We start from the raw sequence: 24,255 nt of genomic DNA on the forward strand, positions 1-24,255 counted from the left end.
CTCCGGCAAGGTGCTGACCGGCGGTGTGGACGCCAACGCGCTGCAACGTCCGAAGCGCTTCTTCGGCGCGGCCCGTAACATCGAGGAAGGCGGTTCGCTCACCATTATCGGCACGGCGCTGATCGAAACCGGCAGCCGCATGGACGACGTGATCTACGAAGAGTTCAAGGGCACCGGCAACATGGAAGTGCACCTCGAGCGCCGTCTGGCTGAAAAGCGCGTCTACCCGTCGATCAACCTGAACAAGTCCGGCACGCGTCGCGAAGAACTGCTGATCAAGCCCGAAGTTCTGCAGAAGATCTGGGTGCTGCGCAAGTTCATTCACGACATGGACGAAGTCGAGTCGATGGAATTCCTGCTCGACAAGATCCGCCAGACGAAGAGCAATTCCGAGTTCTTCGACATGATGCGGCGCGGTGGCGGCAGCTGATAGCCGGCGCGCTGCAGTACGCAACGCGCCGCGCGCCAAAAAACCGCCCGCCTTTCTCGCGGGCGGTTTTTTTTCGCCCTCGCCCTCGCCGGATTTCCCACCTTCGAAGCCAGATTGCCTGGCGTGAAATCCTCTGGTTTTCACGACTACACGGTGTGCGTACCTCATTGCAGAGGAACGCGATCAGGTCGAACCGCCGAGCAAGGCAAAGTACCACCTCAACATATACGTGAACGTTCACGTTGCACTACAATACGCACACCACCTTCACACCGCTGCACGCCCTCATGTCAAAGGACCGCCCCATCCTGCTCACCGTGCGCGACGCCGCCGAGCGACTGAACGTCACGCCGCGCACGCTCAAGTACTACGAGGAACGCGGGCTCGTTTCGCCCACGCGCAGCGAGGGACGCTACCGCCTCTACGACGAAGATGACCTCGAGCGTTTCGCCCGCATCCTGCGACTGCGTTCGCTGGGTTTCTCCCTGCACGGCATCACCGAAATGCTCAAGCGCCCGCTCGAACCGGATGAAAGCGGCAGCAACCGCTTTTCCACCGAGTCGCTGCAAGAGATTCGGGACGCACTCACGCAACAGATCAATGCGTTCGACACACGCATCGAAGCCATGCGTCGTGAATTGAAAGAGGCGCAAACGCTGAAGAGCGAACTCGGCCATGACCTCGACTACGTCGAGCGGCGCCTCGCCGGCGAGAACGCCGACACCTTGCTCAAACAACGCCGCGAAGCGCACGCAAAGCGTTCGCCGAAAAAGCCCAAAACACCGGACGAACCGGTATGAGTGCCGCGTCAACCCGCGTCGCACTGTTTAGCGTCGAAAAACTGCGTGGCGACTTCTTCCCCTGGGTGCTGGCCGTCGTCACCGGCCTCGACTATTTCGACAACGCCATCTTCTCGTTCTTCACGAGCTACATCGCCGGCGGCGTCAATGCGTCGCCCGACGAACTCGTATGGTCCTCGAGCGCCTATGCCGTGGCCGCGGTACTCGGCATCCTGCAACAGCAATGGTGGGTCGAGCGCTTCGGCTACCGTCGCTATGTGGCCGGCTGCATGCTGCTGTATTCGGCGGGCGCCGTCGCCGCGGCGTTGTGCGAAACCTCCTTCGAACTCGCGTTCGCGCGCGGCTTTCAGGGCTACTTCATCGGCCCGATGATGGGCACCTGCCGCATCCTGATCCAGATCAGTTTCACGACACAACAACGCCCGGTTGCCACGCGGGCCTTTCTGCTTTTGATCGTGCTGAGCAGCGCGCTCGCGCCGCTTGTCGGCAGCCAACTGGTCGCGCATTTCGACTGGCGCGCGCTATTCGCCTGCACCGCACCGGTGGGCGTCCTGTTCGCCGTGCTGGCATTGCTCGCGTTGCCGGACTCAGGCGATCGCCAGCCCGAAGAACGCGGCTCGGCGCACTTCTGGCCATATCTGATTTTCGCGTTCGCACAAGGCGCACTGCAAATCGTCATGCAACAGTTGCGCTTCCAGCTGTTCACCAGTTCGCCCGGGCTGATCCTGCTGACTGTCCTTGGCATCTGCGCTCTCGCCTGGTTTGCGTATCACCAATGGCACGAGCCGAACCCGCTCGTCCGCCTGCACGCCTTGCGCGAGAAGACCTTTCAGGCCGGCATCGTGCTCTACATGTTCTATTACTACCAGTCGACCGCTTTCAGCTATCTGATCTCGCGTTTCCTCGAAAGCGGCCTCGGCTATCCCGTGGAGAACACGGGGCGCCTCGTCGGCGTGACCTCACTGATTTCAGCCAGCGCGTTGTTCGTTTATCTGCGCTACTCGAAGCTGCTGCCGCGCAAAAAGTGGATCATCGTGCCGGGCTTCGCGCTCGCCGCCTTCGCCGCAGCGTGGATGACGCGCATGGAGCCCGGCGTCAGTGAGAGTGCCCTGCTAGTGCCGTTGCTGCTGCGTGGCCTGCTGTTACTGTTTATCGTGCTGCCGGTTGCCAATCTGACGTTTAGAATCTTCGCTATCGAGGAATTCACGCACGGCTACCGGCTTAAGAATATCGTGCGGCAATTGACGATCTCGTTCGCCACGGCGTCCATGATCATCATCGAGCAGCACCGTGAGGCGCTGCATCAGGCGCGCCTCGCCGAGTTCGTCAATCCGTTCAACCCGGTGTTCCAGAACACGCTCGCGGTACTGACCAATGGTTTTGCCGCGAGCGGCCGCTCGCTCGCCGAGGCGCACGCGCTGGCGATCGGACAGATCGCCCGGACGGTTGCGCAGCAGGCAAGCTTTCTGACTTCGCTCGATGGTTTCTATTACCTTATTGGCGTAGCGGTCTGCGGTGGAATCTTCGCCGCGTGGCAAAAACAGATCGACTGAGCGATGTTATCGAAACTCACTAACTGGTTTGACTCGCGCCGCCGCGAGCGCGCACTGCGCGATCATGCGATCGAAGATCCGCTCTGGCAGGCCACGCTTGCCGGCTTGCCTTTCCTCGCCCATCTGGATGCAGAAGATCTCGTGCGGCTGCGCGAACTGAGCAGCCTGTTCATCGCGCAAAAGGAATTCTCCACCGCGCATGGACTCGAACTGACCGACCCAATGACCGTCGCGATCGCCGCTCAGGCCTGCCTGCCAGTGCTGAACCTCGGACTGGACCTGTATCGCGGATGGGTCGGCGTGATCGTCTACCCGGGCGAGTTCGTGATACGCAAAACGGTCGAGGACGAAGACGGCGTCGTGCATGAGATCGAGCACGACGCCAGCGGCGAAGCCTGGGAAGGCGGTCCTGTCGTCCTCTCGTGGGAGGACGCGCAGATGACGGACGGGACGGACGCGTACAACGTCGTGATCCACGAATTCGCCCACAAGATCGACATGCTGACGGGCGAAGCCGACGGTCACCCGCCGCTGTTCCGGCGCTGGCATGCCCCGCTCGATGCCACCGCATGGGCCGATGTCTTCGACCATGCCTACGATCACTTCTGCAACCGCGTCGATGCGGTCCCCGAGCGCCGCTGGGCGCGCTTCGAGCGGGAATCGCTGATCGACCCGTATGCAGCGGACCATCCATCGGAATTTTTTGCCGTTTGCAGCGAGGCGCTATTTGTCCAGCCGCACGCCTTCGAAGCCGAGTATCCGGAGCTGTACCGGCTGCTGGCCCGCTATTACCGGCAGGATCCAGCCCGGGTGGGCGTGCTGCAGGAGCAAACTGGCTAGCACGGACCCGCCGCTCAGCGAAACCGCCCGTCAGCTGGCGAAAAACCTCCCCAAAAGTCGTCAACCGACTGATTTTCTGGCATAATCGCCGTTTTTCGACCTTAGGCAAGTGGCTCGCGCCAAAATGCTTTCGCGAATCCAACAAAGATTTGCGGCTGCACGCGGGTTGGCTACCGCCAGACTAGAGGATTTACCATGAAAGAAGGCATTCACCCCGATTACCGCGAAGTCCTGTTCGTCGATATGTCGATCGACTTCAAGTTTGTGACCCGCTCGACCATCCAGACGCGCGAAACCGGCGAATTCGAAGGCAAGACCTACCCGCTCGCCAAGATCGAAGTGTCGTCGGAATCGCATCCGTTCTACACGGGTCAGCAAAAGATCATGGACACGGCAGGCCGCGTCGAGAAGTTCAACAAGAAGTTCGGCACGCGCGCTACCGGCAAGGCAGCGAAGTAATACTCGCGTCGTCACTGGCCGCAGGCCGGACGGGTGCCCAGGCACCAGCACAGAAGGGCAGCGTAAGCTGCCCTTTTTTGTCACCGGGTTTGTCACCCGATGTACGGCAACCGGGCCGCCAACGCGCGACGACCACGCAACAACCACACGACATCACGCGCGTCCACTCAGCGCTCTATCCGGACGTTCACTGCATGGTTACAGCACTTCGCACAACGTTGCGCTCTGTTACTGGTCGTGACGCGCGCCGTGCGCCACGTCTACAATGCCGGATGCCACGAATCGGCCATGCTACCGGGCACCCTGCCCCGCGCCGGCCGACGCGCTTATCCGAGATCAACAAATCCGCATGAGATCAGTCGTTCGCCTCACTGCATCCGCCACAAGCGCCCTACCGCGCTGGCTGTTGCTGACCCTCAGTATTGTCTACGCCGCGTTCGGCCTGTTCGGCCGCGATCCGTGGAAGAACGAGGATGCGGCCGGTTTCGGCGTCATGTGGACGATGGCCAAGGGCAACGCCCACGACTGGCTGTTTCCCAACCTGGTCGGCAAATACCTCACGGATAACGGGCCACTCGGCTACTGGCTCGGCGCCAGTTCGATCCGCGCGCTGGCGCCGTGGGTCGATGCCAGCGATGCTTCGCGCGTCTTTACCGCGCTGCTGTTTTGCGGGGCCTGTGCGTTCGTCTGGTACGCGGCCTATCTGCTTGGTCGCCGCCCCGAGGTTCAGCCGTTCAAATACGCGTTCGGCGGCGAGCCGGAACCGCGTGACTACGGCCGTACGCTGGCCGACGGCGCGCTGCTGATCCTGCTCGCCTGCTTCGGCCTTGCCGAACGCGGCCACGAAACCACGCCGCAACTCGCACAGTTCATCTGCATCGCGATGCTCGTCTACGGCCTGGTGCGGATGATCGACAAGCCGATCCAGGGCTCGCTGGTATGGGGCCTCGCACTCGGCCTCGTCGCACTGGCAAGCAACCCCGTGCTGGTAGCCGCGTTGCTGGTCGGCACGCTCGCGATGACAATCGTCGTGCCCGAGACACGCACGCGCTGGCTCCTGCTTGCGGGCTTGCCGGTCGCCCTCGTGCTGTCGCTGTCGTGGCCAGTGGCGGCCCTCTCCGCCTACCCCGACGATGCCGTCTGGTATCTCAATCAGTGGGTGAGCACCAGTCTCAATGCCTTTGCCGGGCCGCCCGGTTCCGTGGCCCGCTACGCGCTGAAAAACCTGCCGCTCTTCACCTGGCCCGCCTGGCCGCTGGCGATCTGGTCGTGGTTCAGCTGGTCCGGTCTGCGGCGCGCGCCGCACGTCGCAATTCCGGTCTCGGTGATCACGCCGCTGCTGATCCTCGTCGTGCTGCAGAGCCATCAGACCAACCTGCTGTTCATGCTGTTGCTGCCTGCCCTCGCGGTGCTCGCGACGTTCGCGCTGCCCACGCTCAATCGCGGCACCATCAATGCGATCGACTGGTTTGCGCTCCTCAGCTTCACGATCCTCGGCAGCACTGTCTGGCTCTTCTGGATCGCGGGTCTCACCGGCTTCCCGGCGCCGCTCGCCCGCAATATGGCGCGCTATGCGCCGGGGTTCGTCCCGCAGTTCAAGATGCTGTCGTTCGTCTGCGCAGTCGCGGTGACCGTGTGCTGGTTCGTGCTGGTCCGCTGGCGCCTCGCACGTCATCCGAAAGTGCTGTGGCGCAGTGTGGTGCTTTCGAGCGCCGGCACGACGCTGATGTGGGTGCTGGTGATGACGCTGTGGCTGCCCATCATCAACTACAGCCGGACCTACAAAGACGTGGCCGAGCAGATTGCCAGCCACCTGCCGGACGACTATAGCTGCATCTCGCCGGTACGCCTTGGCAACGCGCAGATCGCGACGTTCGCCTACTTCGGCCACATGCATTTCGCGTTCGATCAAGACTGCGATGTGATCCTGCGCCAGGACAGTCAGGACTACGGGGACCCCAGTGCGATGTCGAATTTCGTCTGGAAGCTGGTGTGGGAAGGCCGCCGGGTTGCCGACCGCGACGAACGCTTCCGTCTGTATGTGCGCATCGACCGTCCGAAGCCGCCCGTCACCCACCGCGCCTGGCGCCCGAGACACGGCGCCGCGGCCTCTGCGAACTGACGATGTTCGCCGATGTGCGCAAAATCGCCGGGCTCGCGTGGCCCGTGCTGATTGGCCAGTTGGCCATCATCGCCTTCGGCGTCATGGACACGGCGATGGTCGGACGCTATTCGGCGGTCGATCTTGCGGCGCTCGGCCTCGGCTCGTCGATCTACATCTCGGTCTATATCGGCCTGACCGGCATCCTCACCGCGCTGCAGCCGATCGCGGGCCAACTCTATGGCGCGCGCCAATACCCTGAGATCGGCGAGCAGGTGCGCCAGTCGCTATGGCTCGCCTTCGCGCTGATGATCATCGGCTTCCTGATCCTGTATTTCCCCGGTCCTCTGCTGCATCTCGCACGCGTCCCGGCCGCGCTCTATGAACGCACGCTCGCCTATCTGCAGATCCTCGCGTTCGGCCTGCCGGCAGGTCTCGTGTTTCGCGTCTACGGTTCGCTCGCCAACGCGGTCGGCAAACCGCGGCTCGTGATGATCCTGCAGATTGGCGCCCTGCTGCTAAAGGTTCCGCTCAACACGTGGTTCATCTTCGGCGGCCTGGGCATTCCGCCGCTCGGCGGTCCTGGATGTGCGCTCGCCAGCACCGGCATCAACTGGACGCTCGCGATCGTCGGCATGCTGCTGATGAGCAGGATCGACGTGTTCAAGCCGTTTGCGATCTTTTCGCACTTCTGCTGGCCCGAGTGGCACCGCCAAGTCGCGCAACTGAAGCTCGGCATTCCGATGGGACTCTCGTATCTGATCGAAGTCACCTCCTACACGTTCATGGCGCTGTTTATCGCGCGCTTCGGCACGACGACGCTCGCGGGACACCAGATCGCCGGCAACGTCGGCGCGGTGTTGTATATGACGCCGCTGTCGATCGGTATCGCCACCTCCACGCTCGTGGCCCAGGCGCTCGGCGCGCATCGGCCTGAAGCGGCACGCACGCTGTCACGCCACGGCATTTTGATGGCGGTGTTGATCGCGTGCAGCTATGGGGCGATCGTTCTGGCGCTGCGGCCCCTCATCATCGAAGGCTATACGCCCAACGCTCAGGTCGCGGCAGCGGCTATGCCGCTCGTGTTGATCGTGGTGTTCTATCACGTGTTCGATTCGCTGCAGGTGACCACCGCCTTCGTGCTACGCGCCTACAAGGTGGCGGTCATCCCGACTGTCATCTATGCGGTCGCGCTGTGGGGCGTCGGCCTGGGCGGCGGGTATCTGCTCGGCTTCGACATTGGCGGCGCGATACCTGTCTGGCTTACGGGCGCACGCGGGTTCTGGTTCGCCAATATGGCGAGCCTGGGAATCGCCGGGTCCGGCCTTTTGATTTACCTGCGCACGGTGAGCCGGCGGTATCTTCGTGCTGGCGTCGAGGCGCAAGCGGATAACGCCGCGTAAACGGTTCAGGTGCACCGCTTCCCAAGGTGCATCAAACCGTCTGAATCCCCTTCCGCATCCACGATCCCCATCAGAAACTTCTGACACTTAACAAGGTTGGGGATACTGATGATCGTCCGGTAGAATCGCCAGCATTCTGTAAGCGACAGGAGCATGGTCGATGCGAAGCGGCACCCTCAGTCGGAAGTGGATGTGGGCAACGGTAGCGGCGCTCGGCCTGCTAAGCGCATCCACATGGCGAGCCGATGCAGCGCGCATCACCAGCGTCTCGCCGCAAGGCAAGGTGACGCAGGTCAGACAGGTCGTCGTCAAGTTTGACGAAGCGATGATCGCGTTCGGTTCGGCCGCAGCCCCCGCTCCCGCCCAGGTGCATTGCAACGACGCGGCCGCGAGCAGCGGTCAGGCTCGCTGGATCGACGACAAAACCTGGGCATGGGACTTCGCCGCAAACCTGCCACCGGGTGTGAGCTGCACGGTCGATCTCAACGACGGGCTGAAGTCCTTTGCCGGCCACGCGATCACCGGCCCGCACCGCTATGCGTTTGAAACCGGCGGCCCATTCGTGCAGGAGATCCGCCCGGACTCCGGCGAGATCGAAGAAGATCAGGCCTTCGTACTGACGCTCAACGGGCCGGCCACGGCTGCATCGGTGCACGACCATGTCTGGTGCGAATCCAGCGGCCTCGGCAACCGCATCCCCATCAAGAATCTCGACGACGCGGCGCGTGCCGCTCTGCTCAAACACTTTCACCTGAAGAAAGATGCCGCTCGCATCTTGACGCTGCAATGTCAGCAGACGCTGCCCTCCTCCGCCAAGATGCAGTTGGTGTACGGAGCAGGTGTGGCAAGTCCGAGCGGCCTCGCCAACGACGTCGAGCGCCGTTTCGACTACACCGTGCGCGCCCCGTTCGCCGCCAGCTTCTCTTGCGAGCGCGAAAACGCCAAGGCGCCGTGTACGCCACTGCGTCCGGTGGAAGTGCGTTTCAATGCACCGATCAGCCGCACCGATGCGGAAAAGCTCACACTCAAAGGACCCGGCGGCACGATCGCACCGACCTTCAAAGCCGACGACAAGGATTCCGAAACGACTACGGTCGACTTCGCCGCGCCGCTGCCCGAGCATGTGGAACTCACGATCGACATCCCGGCAAACCTGAAAGACGTCAGCGGCCGCGCACTCACCAACGCGGATCTTTTCCCGCTCAAGACCACTACGGCGCCGATGCCGCCGCTCGCCAAGTTCTCGTCGGGGACCTTCGGCATCATCGAACGCTTCGCGGAACCGGATATGCCCGCGCTCGTTCCCGTGACGCTGCGCAACGTCGAAGCGGATTTGCACGTGGCAGGCCTCAATGCGGGGGATGCGCAATTCACCAAACTGCGCGTCGACGCGGACACCGATATTCGCAAGTGGATGCGCCTTGTCGACCAGTTCGACGGCTACTCGATGAACCGCTCGAACATCGACTCGCTGATGCCCGGACTGCTGCAGCACGTGAAGAACCCGGTGTACGTGCCGCGCTCACCGGATGAATCCAGCGACGATGACAACAAGAAAGACCCCCAGATCGACATCCGCTCGCTGTCGCTTCTCGCGGGACAACGCGGAGTAGAAACGCTTGCGTTGCCCAAGGAAGACCCGAAGGCGCTGCGGCCGTTCGAAGTGGTCGGCGTGCCGGTGACGAAGCCTGGCTTCTACGTAATTGAACTGGCTTCGCCTGCGCTCGGAGCCTCACTGTTGAGCAAAAAAGCGCCCATGTACGTGCGCACTGCGGTGCTCGTCACCAACCTCGGCGTGCACTTCAAGCAAGGGCGCGAGAACAGCGTGGTGTGGGTGACCTCGCTCGACAAAGGTCAACCGGTACCGAATGCCGCCATCCAGGTGAGCGACTGCAACGGCGCACCGCTCGCCGACGGCAAGACTGACGCGCACGGCGTGCTGACAATAGACAAACCGCTTGCTGCGCTCAAGGAATGCGGCGAGAAGAGCTTCGAGGGTTTCTTTGTCTCGGCGCGCGTCGACGACCACAAGACCGGATCCGACATGGCCTTCGTTCGCTCGGACTGGAATCGCGGCATCGAGTCCTGGCGCTTCAACGTACCGACCGACACCAGCATCGAGCAGACGGTCCGCGCGCATACCATCTTCGATCGGACGCTGTTGCGCGCGGGCGAGACAGTCTCGATGAAACATCTGATCCGCGTCGAGACGTTGCATGGCTTCGCTTATCCGCAGAAGTATCCGACGCGGGTGACGATCCGTCATCTTGGCAGCGGCCAGACCTATCATCTGCCGCTCAAATGGGCGGCCGATCACAGCGCGGATTCGAGCTTCACGATCCCGGTGGCAGCGAAACTGGGCGAATACAGCGTCACGCTCGACGACGGCGATCCGAATGCGAAGGCTTCTACGGGAGCCGCGAGCGGTAACAGTGGCAACGGCAGCGGGAACAACGACGCCAGTGACGATAGCGACAATACAGACAACAGCGCCAATAACAGCGACGACAGCACCGCCTCGCCGCAGATGAGCTACGAGTCCGGCAGCTTCCGTGTCGAGGAATTCCGCTTACCGGTGTTCAAAGGCACGGTCGCCGTGCGCGACGAAAAATCACATCCGCTGGTCGCCGCGAAACAGGCGCCGCTCGCTGTGCAGATCGATTACGTGTCGGGTGGCGCGGCATCGAATCTGCCGGTGCAGATGTCGGCCTTGCTCAAGAACACGACGCCCGACTTCACCGACAGTTTCCCTGACTTCAGCTTCACGCCCTACACCCCGCAAACCGGCGACGACACCTCGAACGCCGACGACGAAGACAGCGACACACAGCAACCTGCCGACGACGGCGCAAAACTGATCGCCGACAAGGAAGCGGTGACGCTCGATCGCAACGGCTCCGGCGGCCTGACGCTGAAGAATCTACCGCATGTCGACGCGCCGAAACGCCTCGCACTCGAAGCGACCTTTGCCGATCCGAACGGCGAAGTGCAGACGCTTTCCGGCGGCGCGACGTTGTGGCCTGCCGCGGTGGTTGCCGGCATCAAGTCGGGGCAATGGGTCTCAGTTGGCAACACGGTGCCGGTCAAGGCGCTTGCCGTGGACCTGCAAGGCAAGCCGCGCGCCGGCGTGGCGCTCGACGTGCATGGCTACGCGCGTATCACAACGACCTCAAGAAAGCGCATGGTCGGCGGCTTCTACGCCTACGACAACCATACCGAAACCAAAGATCTCGGCTCGCTGTGCAGCGGCAAGAGCGACGATCACGGTCTCCTGACGTGCGACGCGAAGCTGCGCGACGCGGGCAACATCGACCTCGTCGTCACGGCCAAAGACGGCGATGGCAACATATCGACGGCGAGCAGTTCAGTGTGGGTCACGCGCGAAGACGAGCTGTGGTTCGGCGGCGAGAACACCGACCGCATCGACGTGCTGCCCGAGAAGAACACGTATGAACCCGGCGAGACCGCCCGCTTCCAGGTACGCATGCCGTTCCGCTTCGCTACTGCGCTGGTCGCGGTCGAACGCGAGGGCATCCTCGAGACGCATGTGGTGCAGCTGGACGGCAAGGATCCAACCGTCGAGCTCAAGGTAAACGAGGCCTGGGGGCCGAACGTCTACGTATCGGTGCTGGCCTTGCGCGGACGGATCCACGAAGTGCCGTGGTATTCGTTCTTCACGTGGGGCTGGAAGGCGCCGCTCGAATGGGCGCGCGCGTTCTGGTACGAGGGGCGTCAATACGAAGCGCCGACGCCGCTCGTCGATCTGTCGAAGCCGGCCTTCCGCTATGGCATGGCCGAAATCAAGGTGGGCACGGCGGCGCACAAGCTCGCCGTGACGGTCACCCCGGATGCGAAGTCGTACACCGTACGCGGCAAGGCGCACATCAAGCTACACGTGCAGATGCCCGGCGGCAAGCCCGCGCCGGCCGGCACGCAAGTCGCCGTCGCCGCGGTCGACGAGGCCCTGCTCGAACTGATGCCCAACCAGAGCTGGGACGTACTCGATGCGATGCTCGAGCGGCGCGCCTACGGCGTGGAGACATCGACCGCGCAGATGGAAATCGTCGGGCGCCGCCACTTCGGGCGCAAGGCGGTGCCGGCGGGCGGCGGCGGTGGCCACAGCTCGACCCGCGAACTGTTCGATACGCTGCTGCTGTGGAACCCGCGCGTCACGCTCGACGCGAACGGCGAAGCGTCGCTCGACGTGCCGCTCAACGATGCGCTGACGAGCTTCCGGATCGTCGCGATCGCGGCGGTCGGTCCGGGCACGTTCGGCACCGGCAGCACATCGATTCGCAGCACCCAGGATCTGCAACTGATCTCCGGTCTGCCACCGCTCGTGCGCGAAGGCGACCAGTTCCGCGCCCAGTTCACCGTTCGCAATACGACGGCCCGCGCGATGAAAGTAGTCGCGACACCGAATGTGCCGGGCTTGACGCTCGCCGCGCAAACGGTGGATCTCGCCGCGGATTCGGCGCAAGAAATCGCATGGACCGTAACGACGCCCAATGGCCTCGCCGATACTCCGTCCGGCGCGCTCACGTGGAACGTGACGGCGGCCGAGCAAGGCGGCCCGCATGCCAGCGACGCGCTGAAGATCGCGCAGCATGTCACTGCGGCTATTCCTGTCACTGTCCAGCAGGCGACGCTCGCGCAAGTCGACGGCACGTTGTCGCTACCGGTAGCCGCTCCGCCGGACGCGAGCACGACCCAGGCCGGGGCGATCCGCGGCGGCATCGCAGTGTCGCTGCAATCGAAGCTGTCCGACGGTCTGCCGGGCGTGCGCCGCTTTTTCGAGCGCTATCCGTACAACTGCCTCGAGCAGCAGACCTCGCGCGCCATCGGGCTGCGTGATCCGGCTCAATGGCAAGCGGTGATCGCGAGAATGCCGGTCTATCTCGACCGCGACGGCCTCGCCAACTACTTCCCGCCGAGCGACGACAGCGGCAGCCACGGCAGTTCGACGCTGTCGGCGTATCTGCTCGCCGTCAGCGATGAAACGGCCAAGCTCGATCCGCGCTTCACACTGCCCGACGATCTGCGCGGCAAACTCGAAGCGGGCCTCGTGAGTTTTGTGGAAGGCAAGATCCAGCGCGATGTCTGGGCGCCGCGCAAGGATCTCGACCTGCGCAAGCTCGAAGCGCTCGAAGCCTTGTCACGGTTCGGAATGGCACAGCCCAGCATGCTCGAGTCGATCGAAATTGCGCCGAACCAGTGGCCGACTTCGGCGGTGCTCGATTACTACGCAATCCTGTCGCGCGTGCCAGGCATTCCTCAACGCGACGACAAGCGCGCGCAGCTCGAACAGATCCTGCGCGCACGGCTGACGTATCAGGGCACGCGCCTCACGTTCTCGACCGAGGCGGACGACGATCTGTGGTGGCTCATGACCGGCACCGAAGACAACGCGGCCCGCACCGCGCTGACGTTTGTCGACTCGCCAGCATGGAAGGACGAGATGCCGCGCCTGGTCGCCGGCCTGCTCGCGCTGCAACGCAACGGTGCGTGGGAGACCACGACGTCCAACGTGTGGGGGTCGCTCGCAGTCGAGCGATTCTCGCAGGTATTCGAGAGCACACCGGTTACCGGGCAGACCCGGGTGCAACTCGGCGCGCTCGACAAGACGGTTTCGTGGAGCCCAAGCGCGGGCGCTGGTGCGACCCCGACCCCGGTGATCACGCCAGCGACTGCGACGAATGCTGTGACGTCAGCAGCGTCAACCACGTCCGCTACACCTGCGACGAGCGCTACGCACGCCACACCCGTCACGCAGACGAAGGACACCCACAGCCAGCTTCTGCCATGGCCACTGGCGAATCAGGGGACCGCATCACCATTGACGCTGACGCACGACGGCGCCGGCAAACCGTGGGCGACCATCGAAAGCCTCGCCGCGGTGCCGTTGAAAGCACCGTTTGCGGCCGGCTACCGCATCACAAAAACGATCACACCAATCGACCCAGCCGTCAAAGGCGTCTACACGCGAGGCGACGTGGTGCGCGTGCATCTGGACATCGACGCACAAACCGACATGACGTGGGTGGTCGTGAACGATCCGGTGCCGGCTGGTGCGACGATCCTGGGCTCGGGTCTCGGACGCGATTCAGAGGCGGCAACCCAGGGAGAAAACAGCGGAGCCAACACTGACCAACAGGCGTGGCCGGCGTTCATCGAACGCGGCTTCGACGGTTACCGCGCGTACTACGATTACTTGCCGAAGGGCAAACTCTCGGTGGAATACACGGTGCGGCTTAACAACGTCGGGACGTTTGGTCTGCCGCCGACGCGGGTCGAAGCGCTGTACGCACCGTCGACGTTCGGCGCCTTGCCGAATGCACCGCTGGTGGTGGTGCCCGCAGCCGGCGCTGGCACCGCCCCTGCGGCATCGAAGTGAGGTGCGCCGGGATTGCGGCGTGAATCGAAGCAATGAGCTACAAGGACGACACACTGCCCAGCACTCGCCGCCACGCGCAAAACGTGCGCCGGCAGCGGCGTGGCATATTCGGTGTTGTTAGCGCATCAAGCGCAGCGATGCGTGCACTCGCCTCCTGGCTCGCCAACCTTCGCAATGGTGTCTCACGTGCGTCGCTGCCGCGCGCACGCATCGCGCTTTGCATCAGTCTGTCCGCCACCTCGCTCAGTGCCGTCGCCCTCCCTTCGTTCGACGAAGTCCACACCCGCTGGCACAGCTCGGACTGGATGCTGCTCGCGCGCGACGGCCAGCCGCTGGAACGCACGCGCATCGATAACACCGAGCGGCGCGGCGACTGGGTCGCTCTCGCCGATGTCTCCCCCGCGCTGCGCGAGGCGATCGTCGTCTCCGAAGACAAACGCTTCTACGAGCACAGCGGCGTCGACTGGCGCGGCGCCGCCGGCGCAGCATGGGCGAATCTGTGGAACACACGCACGCGCGGCGCCTCGACCGTGACGATGCAGTTGACCGGCCTGCTCGACGACGACCCGCAACGTTCAGGACAACGTTCGATCACACAGAAAGCCGGCCAGGCCGTCAACGCGTTATGGCTCGAGCGCAGCTGGCGCAAGGACCAGATCCTCGAAGCCTATCTGAATCTGGTGCCGTTTCGCGGCGAGACGATCGGCCTGTCGGCCATCTCGATGACGCTGTTCGGCAAGGCGCCCTCCGGGCTTAACGAGCGCGAAGCCGCGGTGGCCACCGCGCTGATCCGCGCGCCAAATGCCTCCTACGCGAAAGTCAGCGAACGCGCCTGCCGGATTTTGCGCGACATGCAGGCGGCCAGCCAATGCGCGAACCTCGCCAGCTTTGTGCAACTGGCATTTGCACGCCCTGCTCCCGCGACCCTCTCCATCACGCCCGATAGCGACACGCTTGCGCCGCACTTTGCACGCCGCATAGCGCTCGAGGTCCATCCGGTCGCCGGCACGCGCGTCACCTCCACGCTCGACGCGAACCTGCAACGCTTTGCGCGCGACACGCTAACGCGAACGCTGATCGAACTGAACGCTCGCGCGCATCCGCGCAACGTGCAGGACGGCGCCATGGTCGTGCTCGACAACGTCACGGGCGAGGTGCTGGCGTGGGTCGGTTCGTCGGGTGCGCTGTCCGGCGCTCGCGATGTAGATGCAGTCCTCGCCCTGCGCCAGGCCGGCTCGACGCTCAAACCGTTCCTGTATGCGCAGGCCATCGACGAACGGCGGCTCACCACAGCCTCCCTGCTCGATGACGCGCCGCTCGATCTCGCTACCGGCGGCGGCCTGTATATCCCGCAGAATTACGACAAAGATTTCAAGGGCTGGGTCAGCGTGCGCACCGCCCTCGGCTCCTCGCTAAACGTGCCGGCCGTGCGCACGCTGGTGATGGTGACGCCACATCGTTTCGCGAAGACGCTCACCGCGCTGGGCCTGCCGCTCACGCAAAGCGGCGACTACTACGGCTACAGCCTCGCACTCGGCAGCGCCGACGTCACCCTGCTCGCACTGACCAACGCATACAGGGCCTTGGCGAATGGCGGCGTTGCCGGGCCTACGGCCGATCTCCCGCACCGGCCGTCCATGCCACGTAATGGCGGAACGAAGCCCACGCAGCGCGTATTTAGCGCCGACGCGAGTTTTATCGTCACTACCGTGCTATCGGACAACAACGCACGCACGCGCACTTTCGGCTTCGACAGCCCACTTGCCACACGCTTTTTCTCCGCTGTCAAGACGGGCACCAGCAAAGATATGCGCGATAACTGGACGGTAGGCTTTACCTCGCGCTATACGGTGGGCGTGTGGGTCGGCAACGCAGACGGCACGCCGATGTGGGACGTCTCCGGTGTGACGGGCGCGGCGCCCGTGTGGGCTGCGATAGTCGGCTATCTGCATCGGCGTTTGCCAAGCACACCGCCGGCCTTACCCACCGGAGTGATCGAGACGCACGTCACGTTTGAAAACAACGTGGAACCTGCGCGTGACGACTGGTTTGTCCGCGGCACCGAAACCCCGACGGTCGGACTCGCCGCCGACGCGAATGCAGCCGCACAGCGTGTTTCGACGCACGGTGCAGTGCGGATCGGTTCGCCCGCCGACGGCACGATCTTCGCGCTCGACCCTGACATTCCTGCGACGCGCCAGCGTATCTCCTTCGAGCGCGCTAGCGGCGCCTCGGCGCTAAGCACATGGCGCCTCGACGGCAAGACACTCGGACACACGCCCCGTGTGCCGTGGCTGCCCTGGCCTGGGCGTCATCTGCTGGAACTGCTCAATGTCGACGGTAGCGTCGCCGATTCAGTGCGTTTCGAAGTGCGCGGCGCGGTGGCCCGCGGGGCGGCCCCGGGCCAACACACGATAACGTCACAACGGCCTACGCAATAGGCGAATGGTTTAAATATTGTCCGAGTGATTTACTTGTCACGAATCGATCGGTATAAATCGTCGGCTTTTAGTAAAAAGGGCGCGCGGTTTATCCTATGCTTAAGCGCAGCGCCTGCTGACTGAATGCGCCGTCCGTTCCCGGCTAACTTTTTTGCCCTCAATGGAGTGTCCGCCATGCTGAAGAAGCTGCTCATGCTGTGCGTCGTTCTGGCTCTGTCGCTGTCAGCCGGTTTCGCCGCCGCCGCGGTCGAAGTCAATTTCGCCGATCAGGCCACGCTTGAGACGGTAAAGGGCATCGGTCCCGTCCACGCGAAAGCGATCATCGACGAACGCACCAAGAACGGCCCGTTCAAGGATGCCGACGATCTCGCCTCACGCGTCAAGGGTCTCGGCACCAAGTCGGTAACCAATCTCGAAACAGCTGGCCTGACGATTAACGGCTCTGCGACGCCACCGACCGGCGCGAAGGCCACCGCGAAATCGGGCGGTGCGAACACCGCGAGCACGAACACGAGCACGCCGGCAGCGAAAACGCCGGCGGCAACCACACCTGCCGCAACGACCACGGCGGCACCGGCTGCTGCAACCGCGAACGCCCCTGTGGCAGCATCGGGTGGCAAAGCTTCGAAGAAGAAAAAGAGCAAGACCGCAGCATCCGACGCAGCCGCCGCCTCCGCTCCTGCCGCAGCCGCTGCAAGCGCGCCGGCAGACGCATCAGGCAGCAAGGCGTCGAAGAAAAAGGCTAAAAAGAGCAAGGCCGCATCGGCCGCCGCAGCATCGGGCACGTGATCTTCGCCAGATGGTCAGGCGTACTGTGTAATGCGCCTGACCACCTCTAGCCCCATCACGAAAGCCCGTCGCATCTCCACCCGGTGCCGCGCAACCGCGCGGCGTTTTCACCCGCCGGCGTCTCTACGGAGCGTCGGCATTCAAGAGAGACCGTCATGAGCCTACTCGATTCCCTCGGTTCCATGCTCGGCCAGTCGCCCGCAGGCGGCGGCAGCCAGCAAGCCCTGATCAGCACCGCGCTCGAATTCGTCAACAACCAGCCGGGCGGCCTGAACGGCCTGATCCAGCAGTTCAAGGACAAAGGCGCCGGCGATGTCATCAGCTCGTGGATCAGCAACGGCGAAAATCAGCCGATCTCGGCAGACGCGCTGCATAGCGTGCTCGGCTCGGATACCGTCACCAACCTCGCCGCCAAGGCCGGCGTGCAGCCCGACCAGATTACGGGACTGCTGTCGCAGGTCCTGCCGCACGTCGTCAATGCGGCCACGCCCACCGGTGAAGTGCCCGCCGAAGGCCAGTTGAACGCAACGAGCGTGCTCGGCGCACTCGGCGGTCTGGAGTCGCTGTTCGGCAAGCGTAACGCGTAAGGAGCGTAACGTTTGACCGCATCGGCTGCTGCCCGCTGATCGAGAAGCGGTACGGTGCGGCACGGCGCGGCACGGCGCGGCACGGCGCGGCAAATAAAAAGGGCAACGAATCGAAATTCGTTGCCCTTTTTTGCTTCGCCCCGTAAAGGGCAGCTCAACCACTGCTGCCCTTTACGGGCGTGTCAGACATACCACGGCCGCCGCCGGCTTCACACGCGCCATAGATGCAACGCGTATGACCCAAAGCCGCCTTAATGCACGACCCGGTCGAACGCCAGCTTGCCGTTCTCCACCTCGACCGGAATCACATCCTTCGGACCGAACTTGCCGGCCAGAATCAGCTTCGCGACCGGGTTCTCGATCTCCTGCTGGATCGCACGCTTCAACGGCCGCGCGCCGAACAGCGGATCGTAGCCGACCTTGCCGATCAACTCCAGCGCCTCATCCGAGACCACCAGTTGCATATCGAGCTTCGCTAGCCGGTCATGCAGCCGCTGCAACTGGATCTTAGCGATTGACTGGATGTTCGAGCGATCGAGCGCATGGAACACGACGACATCGTCGATCCGGTTCAGGAATTCGGGGCGGAAATGCAGCTTCACTTCTTCCCACACCGCATCCTTGATGGCTTCCTGCGGTTCGCCGACCATCGCCTGGATCACCTGCGAGCCGAGGTTCGACGTCATCACGATCACCGTGTTCTTGAAGTCGACGGTACGCCCTTGACCGTCCGTCATGCGACCGTCGTCGAGCACCTGCAGCAGCACGTTGAACACGTCCGGGTGGGCCTTCTCGATCTCGTCGAGCAGGATCACGCTGTACGGCTTGCGACGTACCGCTTCGGTCAGGTAACCGCCTTCCTCATAGCCGACATAGCCCGGCGGCGCGCCGATCAAGCGCGCGACGCTGTGCTTCTCCATGAACTCGCTCATGTCGATGCGGATCAGATGATCTTCCGAATCGAACAGGAACGACGCCAGCGCCTTGCACAGTTCGGTCTTGCCTACACCCGTCGGGCCGAGGAACAGGAACGAGCCATACGGCCGGTTCGGATCCGACAAGCCCGCACGCGAGCGGCGAATCGCATCCGCGACAGCCGTGATGGCTTCGTCCTGACCGACCACACGGTCGTGCAGCTTTTCCTCGATCTGCAGCAGCTTTTCGCGCTCGCCCTGCATCATCCGCGAAACCGGAATCCCAGTTGAACGCGACACGACTTCGGCGATTTCTTCGGCACCCACTTGCGTGCGCAACAAACGCGGCCGGGTCGGGTTGTTCTGCTCTTTCGCTTCAGCCTTCGTGACTTCCTTCAGTTGCGCTTCGAGTCCCGGCAGCTTGCCGTACTGCAGCTCGGCGACCTTTTCCAGCTTGCCTTCGCGTTGCAGGCGAACGATTTCCGCACGGGTCTTCTCGATATCTTCCTTCAGCTGCGCACTGCCCTGCACCGCGGCTTTTTCAGCGGTCCAGATTTCGTCGAGGTCCGAATATTCGCGGTTCAGCCGCTCGATTTCTTCCTCGATCAACTGCAGGCGCTTCTGCGAGGCTTCGTCCTTTTCCTTCTTGACGGCTTCGCGCTCGATCTTCAACTGGATCAGGCGGCGGTCGAGCCGGTCCATTTCTTCGGGCTTCGAATCGATTTCCATCTTGATCTTCGAGGCAGCCTCGTCGATCAGGTCGATGGCCTTGTCCGGCAGGAAACGGTCCGTGATGTAGCGATGCGACAGTTCCGCCGCCGCGACGATCGCCGGGTCGGTGATATCCACGCCGTGGTGCAGTTCGTACTTCTCCTGCAGGCCACGGAGGATGGCGATGGTCGCCTCCACCGAAGGCTCGTCGACCAGCACCTTCTGGAAGCGGCGTTCGAGCGCCGCATCCTTTTCGATGTACTTGCGATACTCGTCGAGCGTGGTAGCGCCCACGCAGTGCAGCTCGCCGCGCGAGAGCGCCGGCTTGAGCATATTGCCCGCGTCCATCGCGCCCTCGGCCTTGCCCGCGCCGACCATGGTGTGGATTTCGTCGATAAAAACGATGGTCTGCCCTTCGTCCTTGGCGATATCGTTCAGCACGGCCTTCAGGCGTTCCTCGAACTCACCGCGATACTTGGCGCCGGCCAGCAACGCCGCCATATCGAGCGACAGCACGCGCTTACCCTTGAGCGTCTCCGGCACTTCGCCGTTGACGATACGCTGCGCGAGACCTTCGACGATGGCCGTCTTGCCGACGCCCGGCTCGCCGATCAGCACCGGGTTGTTCTTGGTGCGGCGTTGCAGGATCTGGATCGAGCGGCGAATTTCATCGTCGCGGCCGATCACCGGATCGAGCTTGCCCGCGCGCGCACGCTCGGTCAGATCGACGGTGTATTTTTTCAGCGCTTCGCGCTGGCTTTCGGCGTCCTGGCTATGCACCTGCGAGCCGCCGCGCACGGCGGCAATCGCCGCTTCGAGCGACTTGCGCGACAGGCCGTGTTGGCGCGCGATACGCCCTGCCTCGCCCTTGTCGTCGGCGACCGCGAGCAGGAACATTTCGCTCGCGATGAACGTGTCGTTGAGTTTCTGTGCTTCTTTATCGGCCTGATTCAGCAGTCCGGTCAGATCGCGGCCGATCTGGACGTTGCCATCGGTGCCCTGCACTTGCGGCAGACGCGTGATGGCCTCGTTCAGGGCCGTTTGCAGCGCCTGAACATGCACTCCAGCGCGCGATAGCAGCGAGCGTGCCGAGCCGTCCTGCTGCGCGACGAGCGCCGCGAGCAGGTGGACAGGCTCGATGTACTGATTGTCACGGCCGACGGCCAGACTCTGCGCATCCGCCAACGCTTCCTGGAATTTAGTGGTGAGCTTGTCGACTCTCATCAAGAGACCTCCAATTTTCGAATATCACCAAAATGAGGCGTTTTCTGCGGGTTTCAAGCGCTTTTTTGCACTCGGCAGCAAGTATTTAACAATTGAGACGAACAACCGCTCTGGTCTGCTCAATCGGCCGGTGCGATCCCGCCGTCGCCGGGGGCCGCCAACGCGATCGGGATGATCGGCCTCATACCGAGCAACGCACCCAAGGGTCCCGCAGGCTCGGCCAGTTCACCAATCGTATGGCTATCCAGTTCGGATAGAAAGGCGTGACGCGCCACCTCGAGCACGCCCTTCAGCCGGCATTGAGACTCGATCACGCAATGCCGGTGGCTCCCCTTCTCATCGGAGAAGCAGCCGACCAGCGCAAAATCGCTCTCGGTCGCCCGCACCAGTTCGCCGACCGTCACCGAGCCCGAATGCTCGAAAAGCCGCAAGCCGCCGTTGCGTCCGCGCACGGTCTCGACCCAACCGAGTTCGCCGAGTCGCTGGACCACCTTCATCAAATGGTTTTTCGAAATGCCGTAGGCATCCGAGATATCCTGGATGGTCGCCAATCCTTCGCGGCGCACCGCGAGATACAGCATGACGCGTAGCGAGTAGTCCGTGTAGTCGGTCAGTCTCATAAGGGCGAGGGCAAGGTCACGATGAGCGACGAGCGCGATCCACTGAAAAAACCGTGTCGACGCAAGGGTTGCCGGTCCCGACGTCTCGCAATAACATGCGGGGGCTGCGCATGTTATTGCGCCGGTGGCCGGTAAAACTGTGTCATTCTGAATGGTATCGTTTGCGGCTAGCGTTGTTTTTCTGATTAATGCGATGACGCGGGAGGATTTCGCGCCTTACTCATTGCATCGTGGTTTTTCCGTGGTCACTGCATGAACCCAATCTTAGACGCCGCGTCCGCCGCGCCGCGCCACGCCGAACCCACTGACGCCAATATCCGCGAGCTCGTCTACGCGTTTTATGACAGGGTACGCGCGGACCCGCTGCTCGGCCCGGTTTTCGAGCAGAAACTGGCGGGACGCTGGGATGAGCATTTGCCGAAGATGTGCACCTTCTGGGCCAGCCTCGTGCTTGGCGCGAAGCAGTACCGCGGCAATGTGCAACAGGCGCACCAGCCGCTGCCTGGCATCGAGCCACGGCATTTCAGCCACTGGCTCTATCTGTTTCTCGACACAGTAGAGTCGCGCTACGAACCCGCTGCTGCCATCCGCTTCATGGAACCCGCGTTGCGGATCGCGCAGAGCCTGCAATTGAGCCGTTTCGGATGGGACTACACGATTCCTGCCGAGCAACAGGCGTTGCTAGAGCGGGTTGCCCCGCGCAGGCGCGAGGGCAAAGAGCACGCGGATGCTGCGGTAACGCCACAGACAAGCGCGCGTAGCGAGCCGTTTCCGGCGAAGATCATCGGGCGCTCGAGCGGCGACTGAAGACTGAATCCAGCGAAGATCATCGGCGCTAGAGCGGCGACTGAAGACTAGAGAGAACCGGCACCAGGCCCGAAAGCGAGCGACGCCAGCGGACGCGCCGCGAGACGCGTCATTCGGACTTCGTATTAACCGGGCCGCGGCCCCAGCGCGCAAGTGCGGCGTCATCGGTCACACGGGCGTCGACCCAGCGCTCGCCCTGATCGGTCTTTTCCTTCTTCCAGAAAGGCGCCTCGGTCTTCAGATAGTCCATCACAAATTCGCAAGACGCGAATGCATCGCCGCGATGCGCCGCGGTGGTCGCCACCAGCACGATCTGGTCGAGCGGAACCAGCTTGCCCACCCGGTGGACGATCAGCACCTCGATACCCGGCCAGCGCCCGCGCGCCGCCTCGACGATCGCCGCCAGCGACTTTTCCGTCATGCCTGGATAGTGCTCGAGCTCCATCGTTTCGACCGCGCTGCCGTCGTTCAGATCGCGCACTGTTCCGACGAAGCAGGCCACCGCGCCGATCTTCGGATTTTGCGCGCGCAAGGCGGCCACCTCGGTGCTGAGGTCGAAGTCTTCTGTCTGGACGCGAACCGTCATCGCCTCTCCCTCAGCCGCCCGTCACGGGCGGAAAGAACGCTACCTCGCAGCCCTCGGTAATCCGGGTGCCGGCGTCGGTCATCACGTGGTTGCAGGCCATGCGCAACGCGCGGCCCTCGGCGAGCGTGTCCGCCCAGATGCCACCGCGCACGCGCAACCACGCCCGCACGTCGCCTACCGTGGCAATGCCGTCGGGCACATCCACCGATTCGTCGGCGGTACCGAGCGCTTCGCGCACGCTGGCAAAATATTTCAGATCGATCTTCATCGGGGTCGCCGCCGGCCGGTGCCGGCGTCAGTTCAACAGTTCGGAAAAAGGAATGAAGTGCACGGTCTCGCCGGCGCTGATGACGTGATTGGGCGGATTGTCGATCAGGCCGTCGCCCCACACCGTGGAAGTCAGCACCGCCGAACTCTGGTTCGGGAACAGATCGAGGCCGCCCGCGGGGTTGATCCGCGCGCGCAGAAATTCGTTGCGCCGGTCGGCTTTGGACTGTGTAAAGTCGGCGCGCAGCGAAAGCGCCCGCGGCGTCACGACGCGCACGCCGGACAGACGCAGTACGAACGGCCGCACGAACAGCAGGAAGGTGACGAACGTCGATACTGGGTTGCCGGGCAAGCCGATGAAGAACGTCTCGCCCTGCACTCGCCGCACCGCGCCGAACGCCAACGGCTTGCCGGGCTTCATGGCGATCTGCCACATCGAGAGCCGCCCTTCCGCCTCGACAGCGGGCTTCACGTGGTCTTCCTCGCCGACAGAGACCCCGCCGCTGGTCAGAATCAGGTCGTGCCCCTGGGCCGCTTCGCGCAGGGTTGCCCGAGTCGCATCGAGCTGGTCGGGCACGATGCCGTAGTCGGTCACTTCGCAGCCGAGCTTTTCGAGCAGCCCGCGCAGCGTGTAGCGATTCGAGTTATAGATGGCGCCAGGTTTGAGCGGCTCGCCAGGCATGGTCAGTTCGTCGCCGGTGAAGAACACCGCGACCTTGACGCGTCGCATCACGGAAAGCTCCGCACAGCCGACCGATGCGGCCAGTCCCAAGGCCTGCGGGGTCAGACGCGTACCGGCTGGCAGGATCACCGAACCGCTGCGGATGTCCGCACCCTGCGCCGTGATCCATTCGCCCACCTTCGGCAGATGGAGGATCGTCACCGTGTCGCCCGCAGCTTCGGTCTGCTCCTGGATGACGATCGCATCGGCACCGGGCGGCACCGTTGCGCCGGTGAAAATGCGCGCCGCCGTGCCGGCCGCAAGCGGCTGCGGCGAGTGACCCGCCGGAATGCGCTGCGAGACCGGCAGACGGCGCTCGCCCTGGGTCAGATCGGCGATGCGCACCGCGTAACCGTCCATCGCGCTGGTGTTCATCGGCGGCACGTCGAGTGGCGAAACCACGTCGGCGGCGAGCACGCGGTTTAGCGCATCGAACGTCGGCAGCGTTTCTGCGCCGGCAACGGCGCTAGCGGCGCCCAGCAGCGTCGCGAGGGCGTCGGAGGTGGACAGCATCGGGGCGCGAGGCGCGGAGAACGTGGGAGAGGTGGGCGTGGACATCGAGGGGAAGGCGCGCAGAACCGAAAGGAATATTGTAGCGGTCTGCGGGA

16 protein-coding genes and 1 pseudogene are annotated in these 24,255 nt (G+C 63.4%); 12 read left to right on the forward strand and 5 right to left on the reverse strand.

The genetic code is table 11. The features are described 5' to 3' along the window. The 11 genes and pseudogenes from rho to M0954_RS20505 form a co-directional block, all read left to right on the forward strand. A pseudogene (gene rho / locus M0954_RS20455) lies at positions 1–430 on the forward strand (transcription termination factor Rho); the annotation flags it as partial. 287 nt (positions 431–717) lie between these two features. Then, on the forward strand, positions 718–1,230 hold the full coding sequence (locus M0954_RS20460; protein WP_122155671.1) for a MerR family transcriptional regulator: 513 nt from the start codon (positions 718–720) through the stop codon (positions 1,228–1,230). Continuing rightward, complete coding sequence (locus tag M0954_RS20465; protein WP_297355190.1) at positions 1,227–2,783, forward strand: MFS transporter; 1,557 nt, start codon at positions 1,227–1,229, stop codon at positions 2,781–2,783. Before M0954_RS20460 ends, M0954_RS20465 begins: the two co-directional genes overlap by 4 nt. A 3-nt stretch (positions 2,784–2,786) precedes the next feature. Then, a complete protein-coding gene (locus M0954_RS20470; protein ID WP_122154596.1) occupies positions 2,787–3,623 on the forward strand; it encodes a zinc-dependent peptidase in 837 nt (278 codons plus the stop codon). 195 nt (positions 3,624–3,818) lie between these two features. Further along, positions 3,819–4,082: a type B 50S ribosomal protein L31 gene (locus M0954_RS20475; RefSeq protein WP_074264825.1), complete on the forward strand. Its 264-nt coding sequence runs from the start codon at positions 3,819–3,821 to the stop codon at positions 4,080–4,082. A gap of 349 nt (positions 4,083–4,431) precedes the next feature. Then, on the forward strand, positions 4,432–6,204 hold the full coding sequence (locus M0954_RS20480; protein WP_122154595.1) for a glycosyltransferase family 39 protein: 1,773 nt from the start codon (positions 4,432–4,434) through the stop codon (positions 6,202–6,204). A gap of 2 nt (positions 6,205–6,206) precedes the next feature. After that, a complete protein-coding gene (locus tag M0954_RS20485) occupies positions 6,207–7,586 on the forward strand; it encodes an MATE family efflux transporter (protein ID WP_123384142.1) in 1,380 nt (459 codons plus the stop codon). Positions 7,587–7,746: 160 nt separating this feature from the next. Then, complete coding sequence (locus tag M0954_RS20490) at positions 7,747–13,980, forward strand: MG2 domain-containing protein (protein WP_297355192.1); 6,234 nt, start codon at positions 7,747–7,749, stop codon at positions 13,978–13,980. Positions 13,981–14,012: 32 nt separating this feature from the next. Next, the gene (gene pbpC, locus M0954_RS20495) at positions 14,013–16,421 is read left to right on the forward strand and encodes a penicillin-binding protein 1C (protein ID WP_297355194.1); all 2,409 of its coding nucleotides are present in this window, start codon (positions 14,013–14,015) and stop codon (positions 16,419–16,421) included. A 174-nt stretch (positions 16,422–16,595) separates the two neighbouring features. Next, positions 16,596–17,210, forward strand: coding sequence for a helix-hairpin-helix domain-containing protein (locus tag M0954_RS20500; RefSeq protein ID WP_297355197.1), 615 nt, complete (start codon positions 16,596–16,598; stop codon positions 17,208–17,210). Between the two features lie 155 nt (positions 17,211–17,365). Continuing rightward, positions 17,366–17,797 carry a YidB family protein gene (locus M0954_RS20505; RefSeq protein ID WP_122154591.1) on the forward strand — a complete coding sequence of 144 codons (432 nt, stop codon included), beginning with the start codon at positions 17,366–17,368 and terminating at the stop codon, positions 17,795–17,797. 251 nt (positions 17,798–18,048) lie between these two features. Here M0954_RS20505 and clpB read toward each other — a convergent pair whose 3' ends face one another. Both clpB and M0954_RS20515 read right to left on the reverse strand, forming a co-directional pair. Then, positions 18,049–20,646: an ATP-dependent chaperone ClpB gene (clpB, locus tag M0954_RS20510; RefSeq protein ID WP_122154590.1), complete on the reverse strand. Its 2,598-nt coding sequence runs from the start codon at positions 20,644–20,646 to the stop codon at positions 18,049–18,051. 119 nt (positions 20,647–20,765) lie between these two features. Further along, on the reverse strand, positions 20,766–21,266 hold the full coding sequence (locus M0954_RS20515) for an Rrf2 family transcriptional regulator (protein ID WP_123384145.1): 501 nt from the start codon (positions 21,264–21,266) through the stop codon (positions 20,766–20,768). 252 nt (positions 21,267–21,518) lie between these two features. Here M0954_RS20515 and M0954_RS20520 point away from each other — a divergent pair, with 252 nt between their 5' ends. Beyond that, a complete protein-coding gene (locus M0954_RS20520; protein WP_122154588.1) occupies positions 21,519–22,073 on the forward strand; it encodes a group III truncated hemoglobin in 555 nt (184 codons plus the stop codon). Positions 22,074–22,182: 109 nt separating this feature from the next. Here M0954_RS20520 and M0954_RS20525 read toward each other — a convergent pair whose 3' ends face one another. The 3 genes from M0954_RS20525 to glp are packed head-to-tail and all read right to left on the reverse strand — an operon-like array spanning position 22,183 to position 24,160. Then, the gene (locus M0954_RS20525) at positions 22,183–22,659 is read right to left on the reverse strand and encodes a molybdenum cofactor biosynthesis protein MoaE (protein ID WP_122154587.1); all 477 of its coding nucleotides are present in this window, start codon (positions 22,657–22,659) and stop codon (positions 22,183–22,185) included. A 10-nt stretch (positions 22,660–22,669) separates the two neighbouring features. Further along, positions 22,670–22,927 (reverse strand): molybdopterin converting factor subunit 1, encoded by a 258-nt coding sequence (moaD, locus tag M0954_RS20530; protein WP_122154586.1) that lies wholly within the window; start codon positions 22,925–22,927, stop codon positions 22,670–22,672. 27 nt (positions 22,928–22,954) lie between these two features. Next, on the reverse strand, positions 22,955–24,160 hold the full coding sequence (gene glp / locus M0954_RS20535) for a gephyrin-like molybdotransferase Glp (RefSeq protein ID WP_123384146.1): 1,206 nt from the start codon (positions 24,158–24,160) through the stop codon (positions 22,955–22,957). Positions 24,161–24,255: the final 95 nt, after the last annotated feature.

Source organism: Paraburkholderia sp. (assembly GCF_026225065.1).
Taxonomy (GTDB): Bacteria; Pseudomonadota; Gammaproteobacteria; order Burkholderiales; family Burkholderiaceae; genus Paraburkholderia.

Excerpts from the sequence above, each read along its gene's own strand:
- M0954_RS20460 (WP_122155671.1), top strand. The coding sequence starts at position 718 with ATGTCAAAGGACCGCCCCATCCTGCTCACCGTGCGCGACGCCGCCGAG.
- M0954_RS20465 (WP_297355190.1), top strand. The coding sequence starts at position 1,227 with ATGAGTGCCGCGTCAACCCGCGTCGCACTGTTTAGCGTCGAAAAACTG.
- M0954_RS20470 (WP_122154596.1), top strand. The coding sequence starts at position 2,787 with ATGTTATCGAAACTCACTAACTGGTTTGACTCGCGCCGCCGCGAGCGC.
- M0954_RS20475 (WP_074264825.1), top strand. The coding sequence starts at position 3,819 with ATGAAAGAAGGCATTCACCCCGATTACCGCGAAGTCCTGTTCGTCGAT.
- M0954_RS20480 (WP_122154595.1), top strand. The coding sequence starts at position 4,432 with ATGAGATCAGTCGTTCGCCTCACTGCATCCGCCACAAGCGCCCTACCG.
- M0954_RS20485 (WP_123384142.1), top strand. The coding sequence starts at position 6,207 with ATGTTCGCCGATGTGCGCAAAATCGCCGGGCTCGCGTGGCCCGTGCTG.
- M0954_RS20490 (WP_297355192.1), top strand. The coding sequence starts at position 7,747 with ATGCGAAGCGGCACCCTCAGTCGGAAGTGGATGTGGGCAACGGTAGCG.
- pbpC (WP_297355194.1), top strand. The coding sequence starts at position 14,013 with ATGAGCTACAAGGACGACACACTGCCCAGCACTCGCCGCCACGCGCAA.
- M0954_RS20500 (WP_297355197.1), top strand. The coding sequence starts at position 16,596 with ATGCTGAAGAAGCTGCTCATGCTGTGCGTCGTTCTGGCTCTGTCGCTG.
- M0954_RS20505 (WP_122154591.1), top strand. The coding sequence starts at position 17,366 with ATGAGCCTACTCGATTCCCTCGGTTCCATGCTCGGCCAGTCGCCCGCA.
- clpB (WP_122154590.1), bottom strand. The coding sequence starts at position 20,646 with ATGAGAGTCGACAAGCTCACCACTAAATTCCAGGAAGCGTTGGCGGAT.
- M0954_RS20515 (WP_123384145.1), bottom strand. The coding sequence starts at position 21,266 with ATGAGACTGACCGACTACACGGACTACTCGCTACGCGTCATGCTGTAT.
- M0954_RS20520 (WP_122154588.1), top strand. The coding sequence starts at position 21,519 with ATGAACCCAATCTTAGACGCCGCGTCCGCCGCGCCGCGCCACGCCGAA.
- M0954_RS20525 (WP_122154587.1), bottom strand. The coding sequence starts at position 22,659 with ATGACGGTTCGCGTCCAGACAGAAGACTTCGACCTCAGCACCGAGGTG.
- moaD (WP_122154586.1), bottom strand. The coding sequence starts at position 22,927 with ATGAAGATCGATCTGAAATATTTTGCCAGCGTGCGCGAAGCGCTCGGT.
- glp (WP_123384146.1), bottom strand. The coding sequence starts at position 24,160 with ATGCTGTCCACCTCCGACGCCCTCGCGACGCTGCTGGGCGCCGCTAGC.